General features: G+C 44.9%; 9 protein-coding genes. All 9 read left to right on the top strand.

Annotated features, from left to right (window positions below; translation table 11 throughout):
• Positions 1–9 precede the first annotated feature (9 nt).
• The 9 genes from bamA to accA all read left to right on the top strand — a co-directional run bounded on the left by bamA (position 10) and on the right by accA (position 11,889).
• The gene (gene bamA, locus ASV53_RS01470) at positions 10–2,427 is read left to right on the top strand and encodes an outer membrane protein assembly factor BamA (protein WP_094955832.1); all 2,418 of its coding nucleotides are present in this window, start codon (positions 10–12) and stop codon (positions 2,425–2,427) included.
• Between the two features lie 19 nt (positions 2,428–2,446).
• Positions 2,447–2,956: an OmpH family outer membrane protein gene (locus tag ASV53_RS01465; RefSeq protein ID WP_062690240.1), complete on the top strand. Its 510-nt coding sequence runs from the start codon at positions 2,447–2,449 to the stop codon at positions 2,954–2,956.
• Between the two features lie 107 nt (positions 2,957–3,063).
• Positions 3,064–4,089, top strand: coding sequence for a UDP-3-O-(3-hydroxymyristoyl)glucosamine N-acyltransferase (lpxD, locus tag ASV53_RS01460; protein WP_094955831.1), 1,026 nt, complete (start codon positions 3,064–3,066; stop codon positions 4,087–4,089).
• Between the two features lie 193 nt (positions 4,090–4,282).
• Positions 4,283–4,735, top strand: a complete 453-nt coding sequence (gene fabZ / locus ASV53_RS01455) for a 3-hydroxyacyl-ACP dehydratase FabZ (RefSeq protein ID WP_094955855.1) — start codon at positions 4,283–4,285, stop codon at positions 4,733–4,735.
• Entirely contained in the window at positions 4,735–5,523 is a 789-nt protein-coding gene (gene lpxA, locus ASV53_RS01450; RefSeq protein ID WP_062690241.1) for an acyl-ACP--UDP-N-acetylglucosamine O-acyltransferase, read from the top strand. Before fabZ ends, lpxA begins: the two co-directional genes overlap by 1 nt.
• Positions 5,523–6,683 (top strand): lipid-A-disaccharide synthase, encoded by a 1,161-nt coding sequence (gene lpxB / locus ASV53_RS01445; RefSeq protein WP_094955830.1) that lies wholly within the window; start codon positions 5,523–5,525, stop codon positions 6,681–6,683. The genes lpxA and lpxB overlap by 1 nt, the downstream gene beginning before the upstream one ends.
• A 2-nt stretch (positions 6,684–6,685) precedes the next feature.
• Positions 6,686–7,288, top strand: coding sequence for a ribonuclease HII (gene rnhB, locus ASV53_RS01440; protein ID WP_062690243.1), 603 nt, complete (start codon positions 6,686–6,688; stop codon positions 7,286–7,288).
• 113 nt (positions 7,289–7,401) lie between these two features.
• Positions 7,402–10,881: a DNA polymerase III subunit alpha gene (gene dnaE, locus ASV53_RS01435; RefSeq protein ID WP_094955829.1), complete on the top strand. Its 3,480-nt coding sequence runs from the start codon at positions 7,402–7,404 to the stop codon at positions 10,879–10,881.
• 48 nt (positions 10,882–10,929) lie between these two features.
• A complete protein-coding gene (accA, locus tag ASV53_RS01430; protein WP_094955828.1) occupies positions 10,930–11,889 on the top strand; it encodes an acetyl-CoA carboxylase carboxyl transferase subunit alpha in 960 nt (319 codons plus the stop codon).
• The last annotated feature ends 85 nt before the right edge of the window (positions 11,890–11,974 follow it).

Below are 11,974 nucleotides of genomic sequence, written 5' to 3'. Positions count from 1 at the left end.
AGAACAGTAATGGCGATGAAAAAACTGTTGGTCGCATCGCTACTGCTAAGCAGTAGTATGGCGCAGAGTGCTGAACAATTTGTGGTCGACGATATTCGATTTGAAGGTCTTCAACGAGTAACGTTAGGTGCTGCACTATTGAAGATGCCAGTACGTGTTGGTGATAAGGTCGACGACCGTGATATCGCTGATGTTATTCAAGCGCTATTTGCTTCTGGTAACTTTGAAGACATCAAAGTTTATCGCGATGGTGAGGTGTTGTTAGTCAAAGTGTTGGAGCGTCCAACGATTGCTAATATCTCGTTTTCAGGCAATAAAGCGATTAAAGAAGAGCAGCTAAAAGAAAATTTAAATGCCTCAAACATTCAAATTGGCGAAGCCTTAGATCGCACAACGCTGAGTAAAATTGAAAAAGGTCTTGAAGACTTTTACTACAGTGTGGGTAAGTACAATGCGACAGTGCAAGCTGTTGTGACGCCGTTGCCACGCAACCGTGCTGACTTAAAGTTTGTATTTACGGAAGGCGTGTCGGCAACCATTAAGCAAATTAACTTTATCGGTAACGAAGTTTTTACTGATGATGAACTGCGCGGTAAATTTAACCTACAGGCCAATGTGCCGTGGTGGAACTTCCTAGCCAATGAAAAGTACCAAAAGCAGGTGCTGGCTGGTGATATGGAAGTATTGCGCTCTCAGTATCTGAATAATGGTTATTTGAAGTACAAGTTAGAGTCTACCCAAGTATCGATTTCGCCGGATAAGAAAGGTGTCTATATCACCTTGAAGGTTGATGAAGGTGATCAATACACGGTTAAAGGTGTTCAATTCCGTGGGGAAGTTGCTGGTCGCCAAGATGAGTTAGATACACTTGTTACTTTCAATAACGGTGATATTTACAACGGTGCGCAAGTAACAGCTCTAGAAGAAGCCATTAAGCGTAAGCTGGGCGAATCTGGGTATGCGTATCCGCAAGTTACCACTATTCCAGATTTTGACGATGATACGAACGAAGTTTCTTTGTTGGTTAATGTTGAGTCGGGCAAGCGCGTGTATGTACGTAATATTGGTTTCTCTGGTAATACGACAACCAAAGATGAAGTACTACGCCGTGAAATGCGTCAGATGGAAGGCAGCTGGCTAAATTCTAAATCGGTTGAACGTGGCAAAGAGCGTTTGAGCCGTACTGGTTTCTTTGAAACCGTTGACGTTCAGACATCACGCGTTCCTGGAACCGATGATCAGGTGGATGTGACCTATAACGTAAAAGAAGCAAACGCAGGTAGCGTTAACTTCGGTGTTGGTTATGGTACTGAATCAGGTATTAGTTTCCAGGCGGGTTTACAGCAAGATAATTTCTTAGGTACAGGTACACGCTTTGGTATCAATGCGATGACCAATAAATACCAAAAGAATATAAGCTTAGATTACCGTGACCCATATTTTACATTAGATGGGATCAGCCTTGGTGGTAAGGTTTACTACAACGAGTTTGAAGCATCGAATGCCAACATCTCGGACTATACCAACCAAAGTTACGGTGCTAGTTTGACCTGGGGTTTCCCATTTGATGAGCTAAACTTCTTTGAGTTTGGTGTTGGTTATGATCATAACAAGATCTCTAACACCCGAGAGTACTACCAAATCGAAAAATTCAAAGCGATCCATGGTTTTGACCGTGGTGAAAACATCATTGAATTAGATGATTTTGATTGGTCGGTTTCATGGTCGCGAAATAACTTGAACCGCGGTTATTTCCCAACAGCGGGTAATCACCAACGTGCGTCATACCGTATGACGATCCCTGGTTCTGATGCGCAGTACTTCAAAATGCAGTACGATGTGCGCCAGTACATTCCATTGAATGAAGGCCATGATTTCACGGTATTGCTACGCGGTAAAGTGGGTTATGGTAACGGCTACGGTACAACAGAGAATGGCAGTGATCAATTAATGCCATTTTATGAAAACTTTTACGCTGGTGGCTTTAGTACTTTACGAGGCTTCCGCTCTAATACTGTAGGTCCGAAAGCTGTTTATGTTGAAGGTTGTTCCGGTGGCGGCCCATCAGGCAACAACAACTGTGCTACGGGCACAAAAGATGCCGCGGGTGGTAACGCTATTGCATTGGCAAGTGTGGAGTTGATTGTACCAACCCCGTTTGCATCGGAAGAATTTAAAAACCAAATTCGTACCAGTCTGTTTGTGGATGCGGGTTCAGTGTGGGATACCGAGTACGACCTGAAAGATACTGATGGTAAGTACTTGTATGACTACTCTGATCCATCATTAATTCGTGCGTCATACGGTGCCGCGCTTCAGTGGATGTCCCCAATGGGGCCGCTGGTATTCTCGGTAGCTAGTCCGCTTAAGAAGTATGACGGTGACCAAGAGGAATTCTTTACCTTCACAATCGGACAGACATTCTAATTTTTTGAGGAGAACTCTTTTGAAACAATGGATCAAAGCAGCAAGTCTTAGCCTTGTCATTTTATCATCGTCGATGTATGCACAAGCAGCTGAAGCAGCACAAAAAGTCGGTTATGTAGCGACAGGTCAGGCCATGCAACAGTTGGCTAAACGCTATAATGTTACCGAAAAATTACGTAGCGAATTCAAAGATCGCATCGATGAACTTCGTAGCATCGAAAATCGCATGAAAACAAAAGTTGATAAAGCGAAGCGTGATGGTGAGCTACTAAGTGAATCTGACCGTACCAAGATTCAACGTGAACTTGCGTCACTCGATTCAGACTACAAATTAAAAGCAAAAGCGCTTCAAGAAGATCAACGTCGTCGTGGCGCTGAAGAAGAACAAAAACTAGTGATGAAAATCCGTACAGCAATTCAAAGTGTTGCGAAAAAAGAAGGCTATGACATCGTTGTTGATGCACAAGCTGTACTTTACGCAGATCCAAAAGATGACCTATCAAGCAAGGTTATCTCTGCTGTAAAATAATTGATTAAAGCGCCACAGATAACCTAAGCTGCTATGCGTTTAACGTATGGCAGCTTTGTTGTCTCTACCCTTAATGGTGGCGTCTAACAAAAAAGATAAGGTAACTCATGGTTGTAATTACCCTTGCTGAATTAGCAGACAAATTAGGTGCAGAGCTTCATGGTGATGGCACTGTCGAAATTCACTCTATTGCTGGCACTGAGCAAGCTGGTGAAGGTCAAATTACATTTATTTCAAATAGTAAATACCGAAAGCAACTTGCTGACTGCCAAGCTTCGGCTGTCATGCTACAAGAAGGGGATCGCCCTTTCTTTAATGGCAATGCATTAGTGATGGCGAATCCTTATTTAGGTTATGCCAAGGTAGCTCAGTTGCTTGATACCACGCCTGCAGCCGCGAACGATATTGCAGCATCAGCATACATTGCAGATGATGCCGTCGTGGGCAAGGGTGTTGTTATTGGCCACAATGCCGTGATTGAATCTGGCGTTAAGCTGGGTGATAACGTGCAAATTGGCGCAGGCTGTTTTGTGGGTAAAGAAGCCGAGATTGGTGCTAATACTAAACTGTGGGCAAACGTGACTGTTTACCACCGCGTGACATTAGGCACTGATTGTTTAGTACAATCAGGCACGGTATTGGGTTCTGATGGCTTTGGTTATGCGAATGACCGTGGTAATTGGATCAAAATCCCTCAACTAGGTTCTGTTCGTATTGGCAACCGTGTTGAAATTGGTGCATGTACCACGATTGACCGCGGCGCATTGGATGACACTATTATCCATGATGGTGCGATTATCGATAACCAATGTCAGATTGCTCATAATGTATCGATTGGTGAAAACACTGCAATTGCAGGTGCAACTGTGATGGCTGGTAGTTTAACCGTAGGCAAAAACTGCTTCATTGGCGGCGCAAGTGTATTTAACGGTCACATGGAAATTTGTGATGGTGTGTCGATTGCAGGTATGGCGATGGTGATGCGTCCGATTACTGAGCCGGGTTTCTACTCGTCAGGTATTCCGCTTCAGCCAAACAAAGAGTGGCGTAAAACGGCGGCACGCGTTATGAAAATTGACGACATGCATAAACGCCTGCGTGCTGTTGAGAAAAAAATAGACGCTGAAGGCTAATGCCAGCGCCATGTATGCCGATATAAATGGGCAACGTGCGATTGTGTTCTACGGCTCTTAATATCGTAGGACACTTCATTTCCTTGCTATTTTAGCTTTGATTCATCGAACTCGGCTTTGAAATAGCAGCGAATTGAATAACCAAAGTAACATTGTTATTTTGCGTTTCACTTTACTGACAGGAATCCAAGTTTTGACTTGCGAGAACAAAACGTTAAACATCACTGAAATTCAAGAGCTTCTTCCTCATCGTTACCCGTTCTTAATGATCGATCGCGTAACCGATTACGAAGAAGGTAAAACACTAACGGCAATTAAAAACGTTTCAGTGAACGAGCCGCAATTTACTGGCCACTTTCCAAAAATGCCAGTATTCCCAGGTGTAATGATCCTTGAAGCAATGGCACAGGCGACTGGCTTATTAGCATTCAAAACATTTGGTGCGCCAGCTGAAAACGAACTTTACTACTTTGCTAGTATTGATAAGGCGAAGTTCCGCAAGCCTGTTGGCCCTGGTGATCAGCTGATCATCGAAGTGGAATACCTGAAAGAGCGCCGCGGCATTGCTATGTTTAATGGTGTAGCAAAAGTTGATGGCACAGTTGTTTGCTCTGCTGAACTAAAATGCGCAAGACGAGAGTTTTAATGATTCACGAAACGGCACAAATTCACCCTTCTGCTGTAGTGGAAGAAGGGGCTAAAATCGGCGCGAATGTGACGGTTGGTCCATTTACCTATATCACTAAAGATGTAGAAATTGGCGACGGCACAGAAGTGATGTCTCATGTTGTGATTAAAGGCCCGACGGTCATTGGTCAGGATAACCGCATCTTTCCGTTTGCGGTTATTGGCGAAGAGTGTCAGGACAAGAAATTTAGCGGTGAAGCGACACGCCTCGTTGTCGGTGATCGTAACGTGATCCGTGAGAGCGTCCAGCTTCACCGTGGCACTACCCAAGATAAAGGGGTAACCACTGTTGGTAATGACAATTTACTTTGTGTAAATGCTCACGTTGCTCACGATGTAGTGATTGGCAATCATACCCACATTGGTAATAACTCCATCCTTGGTGGCCATGTTACGGTTGGTGACTATGCTGGCGTGATGGCGTTGTCTGCTATTCACCCATTCTGTACTGTTGGTGCTTATAGCTACATTGGTGGCTGTTCTGCGGTTGTGCAAGATGTACCACCATACGTATTGGCACAAGGGAACCATGCGACACCTTACGGGTTAAACTTGGTTGGCCTTCAACGCAATGGCTTTGAAAAGCCAGAGCTTCATGCTTTACGTCGAGCATACAAAGAAATTTACCGTTCAGGTAAAACATTGGCGGAAGTAAAGCCTGTGTTAGCTGAGATGGCAGAAGAATGGCCATCTATCGGTTTATTCTGTGATGCATTGAATAACACAGAACGCGGTATTATTCGTTAATGGCTAAACCTCTTCGAATAGGTATTGTCGCCGGAGAAATCTCCGGCGATATTTTAGGTGCCGGTTTTATTAAAGCGGTAAAAGCGCAATACCCAGACGCTGAATTTGTTGGTGTGGCTGGCCCTCGCATGATTGAAGCAGGCTGTGAAGCCTTATTCGATATGGAAGAGCTTGCTGTCATGGGGATTGTTGAAGTGTTCGGTCGCTTGCCTCGCTTGTTTAAAATAAAAGCCGAGTTGGTGAAGTACTTTTCAGATAATCCCCCCGATGTTTTCGTTGGCATCGATGCCCCCGATTTTAATTTGCGCCTAGAGCGAGACTTAAAAGAAAGCGGCATTAAAACGGTTCATTATGTGAGTCCATCGGTATGGGCATGGCGTCAAAAGCGGATTTTCAAAATTGAAGCTGCGACTAACTTAGTGTTGGCCTTCTTACCTTTCGAAAAAGCGTTTTACGATAAGTTTAACGTGCCGTGTGAGTTTGTTGGCCACACTATGGCTGATGCCATTCCGTTACAGACAGATCAGCTTGCTGCCCGTGAATTGCTAGGTTTAGATAACAGCAAACGTTGGTTAGCGGTATTGCCTGGTAGTCGTGGTGGTGAAATGAGCATGATAGCGACGCCATTTATTGAAACGTGTCGGCGTTTACACCAGCAACACCCTGACTTAGGTTTTGTGGTTGCTTTAGTGAATGAGCAACGTCGACAGCAGTTTGAGCAAGCATGGCGTGAAACCGCACCCGAGCTGAATTTCGTATTGGTCGATGACACCGCACGAAATGTGATGATTGCTTCTGATGCCGTATTATTGGCATCGGGTACTGTGTCTTTGGAATGTATGCTCGTGAAGCGTCCCATGGTGGTTGGCTATATTGTTAAGCCTCTTACTGCGTGGATTGCACGTCGCATGCTGAAAACCAAGTATGTTTCCTTACCCAATATTCTCGCGGATAAGGAATTGGTACCTGAGTTACTGCAAGAAAATTGCACGCCTGACAAACTGACTGAACAGGTTAACCATTACCTCAGCACCGATAACAGCGAATTAATGGCTGAATTTAATCAGCTTCATCAACGTATTCGCTGTAACGCCGATCAAAAAGCCGCCCAGGCTGTGCTTAACTTGATTGGCAAAACGACAGATCAACAAGCAGATTAATCATGAAAGAATTCGAACCATTTGTGTACCCGCAAGCAAATTGTATTGCAGGGGTAGATGAAGTAGGGCGTGGTCCACTCGTTGGTGCCGTGGTAACTGCTGCGGTGATCTTAGATCCTAATAACCCAATTGAAGGGCTAACGGATTCTAAAAAACTGACGGAAAAGAAACGTAATGTGCTGTTTGATGAAATCAAAGAAAAAGCATTAGCGTGGTCGCTAGGGCGTTGCGAACCTGCAGAGATCGATGAGCTGAATATTTTGCAAGCGACGATGGTTGCAATGCAACGTGCAGTTGCAGGTCTGCATATTCAACCTGACTATGTGTTGATTGATGGTAATAAAGTCCCTCAACTACCTATGGATGCTCAAGCCGTGGTAAAAGGCGATTTACGGGTGGCGGAAATCAGCGCGGCATCTATTATTGCTAAAGTGACCCGAGATCGTGAAATGGAAGAGCTCGATGCTCAATATCCGCAATACGGTTTCGCAAAGCACAAAGGGTACCCGACCAAAGCTCATTTTGAAGCGCTAGAAGTGCATGGTGTTATAGAACAACACCGTAGAAGCTTCAAACCTGTAAAACGCATATTGGGCATAGATTAATCGAGTTGCGCACGCACTGATTCGCTCACTAAAAATTTGTGTCAGAAGCGCGCTCCGTGCGGTGTTTTCTGGCACAATGTCCCTCTCGAAATTACCTATCTGATCTGGTTGTCATGGCAGAACCTCGTTTTATTCATCTTCGTATTCACAGTGACTTTTCAATGGTTGACGGCTTGTCGAAAGTACCTCCATTGGTAAAAAAAGTGGCTGAAATGGGCATGCCTGCAATGGCATTAACCGATTTTACTAACCTATGTGGTTTGGTGAAATTTTACTTTGCAGCGCACGGTGCAGGCATGAAGCCAATCATTGGCGCTGATTTCAAAGTGAAGTCGGAAGAGATGGGTGACGAGTTATGTGACTTGACGATTTTGGCATCGAACAACGAAGGGTATCAAAACCTGACGATGTTGATCTCGAAAGCGTATCAGCGTGGTCATTATCACCATCAAGTGGTGATGGATAAAGAGTGGCTGCTTGAGCATAAAGAAGGCTTAATTTTGCTTTCTGGCGGTAAAAGTGGTGATGTGGGTAAGGCATTACTCAAAGGCAATCAGACCCTGATTAACCGTTGTGTTGAATTTTATCAAACCCACTTTGAAGATAACTATTATCTTGAGTTGGTTCGCACGGGTCGCACTGATGAAGAAGCGTATTTGCATTTCGCGGTAGAACTGGCTGAGCAGCAAGGCTTGCCTGTTGTTGCGACCAATGATGTACGTTTCTTAACGCCTGATCAGTTTGATGCCCATGATATTCGTGTGTGCATCCACGATGGTTACACTATCGTGGATCCTAACCGTCCAAAACTGTACAGCGATCAGCAATATTTACGCAGCGAAGAAGAAATGTGTGAGTTATTCTCAGACATACCTGAAGCGCTCGAAAACAGCGTAGAAATTGCTAAGCGTTGTAATGTTACCGTTCGTCTTGGAGAGTATTTCCTACCAAACTTTCCAACTGGCGATATGACTATTGAAGATTTCTTAGTCAAAGTGTCGGAAGAAGGATTAGAGCGCCGTTTAGCCTTCTTATTCCCTGATGAAGAAGAGCGTCTGAAGCGTCGTCCTGAATATGATGAACGCCTTAAAATCGAGCTCGACGTAATCAACCAAATGGGATTCCCAGGTTACTTCTTGATCGTAATGGAGTTCATTCAGTGGTCGAAAGATAATGATGTACCAGTAGGACCTGGTCGTGGTTCGGGTGCGGGTTCATTAGTGGCTTATGCCCTTGATATCACAGACTTGGATCCGCTTGAATTCGACTTGCTCTTCGAACGCTTCCTGAACCCTGAACGTGTATCTATGCCCGATTTCGATATCGATTTCTGTATGGATAAGCGTGATTTGGTTATCGATCACGTGGCTGAAATGTATGGTCGAGATGCGGTATCGCAGATCATTACTTTCGGTACTATGGCAGCAAAAGCCGTCATTCGAGACGTGGGGCGTGTTCTAGGGCATCCCTATGGCTTTGTTGATCGCATCTCTAAACTGGTACCTGCTGAACCGGGGATGACGTTGGCGAAAGCGTTTGAGGCTGAGCCTCAATTGCCACAGGTTTATGCTGCCGATGAAGAAGTCAAAGCCCTGATTGATATGTGTCGCATTCTTGAAGGTGTAACACGAAATGCCGGTAAGCATGCGGGTGGTGTTGTTATTTCACCCACTACCATCACTGATTTTTCACCTTTATATTGTGATGCTGAAGGTGGTAACCCAGTTACTCAGTTCGATAAGAATGATGTCGAAACGGCAGGCTTGGTCAAATTCGATTTCTTGGGTTTGCGTACGTTAACCATCATCGACTGGGCACTGGGAATGGTTAATCCCCGTCTTGTTGCCAATGGCGAAGAGCCTGTCAATATCGCGTCTATCCCTATGAATGACCCTAAGTCATTTGCGATGCTACAGCGTTCTGAATCGACCGCGGTATTCCAGCTTGAATCCCGCGGGATGAAAGATTTGATCAAACGTCTTCAGCCCGATAGCTTTGAAGATATGATCGCATTGGTAGCTTTGTTCCGCCCAGGTCCTTTGCAATCAGGCATGGTAGATAACTTCATCGACCGTAAGCATGGCCGAGAAGCGGTTTCATACCCGGATGAAAAATGGCAACACGACTCGCTAAAAGAAATTCTTGAACCCACTTACGGCATCATTCTGTATCAAGAACAGGTTATGCAGATCGCGCAGGTACTCTCTGGCTACACCCTAGGTGGCGCCGATATGCTTCGTCGTGCGATGGGTAAGAAAAAACCAGAAGAGATGGCGAAACAGCGTGCCACTTTCGAAGACGGCGCGATTAAGAACGGCGTAGACGGCGAGTTGGCGATGAAAATCTTCGACTTGGTAGAAAAGTTTGCGGGCTATGGTTTTAACAAATCCCACTCCGCAGCATACGCTTTGGTTTCTTATCAAACACTTTGGCTAAAAGCGCATTATCCAGCAGAATTTATGGCTGCGGTAATGACTGCTGATATGGATAACACTGATAAAGTTATCGGCTTGGTAGATGAATGTCTTCGTATGAAGCTGAAGTTACTGCCGCCTGATGTAAATAAAGGTTTATACCGTTTCAATGTCGATGATAACGGTGCCATTGTTTACGGTATCGGTGCAGTCAAAGGGGTGGGTGAAGGCCCAATCGATAATATTATCGAAGCCCGTAATAAAGGCGGTCATTTCAAAGATTTGTTTGATTTCTGTGCCCGAATAGACACTAAAAAAGTCAATAAGCGTGTATTGGAAAAATTGATTAAAGCCGGTGCAATGGACCGTCTAGGGCCAAACCGTGCAGCTATGATGGCGACGTTAGATGCGGCGATTAAAGCGGCGAGTCAGCACCATCAGGCGGAAGCATTTGGTCAAGCAGATATGTTCGGCGTACTGACGGCGGCACCTGAAGAAGTGGAACATGCTTACGCGAACATCCCTGAATGGCCTGATGCTATATGGCTAGAGGGTGAACGTGAAACATTAGGGTTATACCTAACTGGTCACCCGATTAATGCGTATTTATCTGAGCTAAAACATTACACAACGTGGCGCTTGAAAGATGCGAATCCAACCGGACGTGATAAAGTAGCGACTGTTGCAGGTTTAGTGATAGGCGCAAAAGTGTTTACCACCAAACGCGGCACACGAATTGGCGTTATTTCATTGGATGACCGTTCAGGTCGAATGGAAGTAATGTTATTCTCTGAAGCGTTAGAACGTTACGTCGATCTGATTGAAAAAGATAAAATTGTGGTCGTAACAGGACAGGTCAGCTTTGATGATTTCAATGGTGGCCTTAAAATGTCCGCGCGAGAAGTGTTAGATATCTCTGAAGCAAGAGAAAAGCACTTAAGAGGTCTTGCCATCTCGGTCACCGAGGGGCAGATTGATGAACAGTTTTTTGCACGCTTCAGCCAAGTGCTGGAGCCACACAAAGCAGGTACAGTACCTGTGAACGTGTATTATCAGCGCTCGAACGCACGCGCTAAACTCACCTTAGGCACAGAATGGCGGGTGACGCCTAGTGATAAGCTAATCCTTGATCTCAAAGGGTTGTTGGGTGAGAAGCAAGTCGAGCTTGAGTTTAATTAATAATGTCTGTGATCGCTTACGATGATAGACAAAAGGATTTTGAGTGGTATGAGCCTGAACTTTCTTGAGTTTGAACAACCAATTGCTGAACTAGAAGCCAAGATTGAAGCATTACGTGATGTTTCTCGTCGTGATGAATCTGCGTCGGTTGATCTGGATAAAGAAATTGAACAACTAGAAAAGAAAAGCCTAGAACTGACTAAGAAAGTATTCAGTGATTTAGGTGCGTGGCAAGTTGCCCAAATGGCACGTCACCCTCAGCGTCCTTATACGTTTAATTACGTTGAGCACATTTTTGAAGAGTTCGATGAACTAGCCGGTGACCGTGCGTTTGCTGACGATAAAGCGCTAGTGGGTGGTATTGCACGTATTGATGGTCGCCCTGTGATGATCATTGGACATCAGAAAGGCCGCGAAACCAAAGAAAAAGTGTTACGAAACTTTGGTATGCCGAAGCCAGAAGGTTACCGTAAAGCCCTTCGTCTAATGAAAATGGCTGAGCGTTTTAAAATGCCGATTATCACGTTTATCGATACAGCGGGTGCATACCCAGGTGTCGGTGCAGAAGAGCGTGGTCAATCTGAAGCTATCGCAACTAACTTAAAAGCAATGGCTGGCCTTACTGTGCCAATCATTTGTAATGTTGTTGGTGAAGGCGGTTCTGGTGGTGCATTAGCTATTGGTGTGGGTGATTGCGTGAATATGCTGCAATACTCAACGTACTCAGTGATCTCACCTGAAGGGTGTGCATCTATCTTGTGGCGTGATTCAGATAAAGCGCCACAAGCCGCTGAAGCTATGGGTATTACCGCTGGTCGTCTAAAAGAACTAGAGCTAATCGATAATATTATTGAAGAGCCGTTAGGTGGTGCACACCGTGATGTGGCTCTGATGTCTGAAAGGCTAAAAGCGCAGTTTAAAGCAACGCTTGATGAGCTTGATGCACTAGATACAGAAACCTTGTTAGAGCGCCGTTACCAGCGCTTAATGAGCTACGGTTACTGCTGATAGTCAGTGACTAAAGTAATAACAAATTCAATGGGGCAGCCTAACTAGGCTGCCCCATTTTTTATGCTTGTTTTCCCTTTCTTTG

This window comes from Photobacterium sanguinicancri, assembly GCF_002265265.1.
GTDB lineage: Bacteria > Pseudomonadota > Gammaproteobacteria > Enterobacterales > Vibrionaceae > Photobacterium > Photobacterium sanguinicancri.
This window is presented reverse-complemented; position numbering and strand designations above follow the sequence as displayed.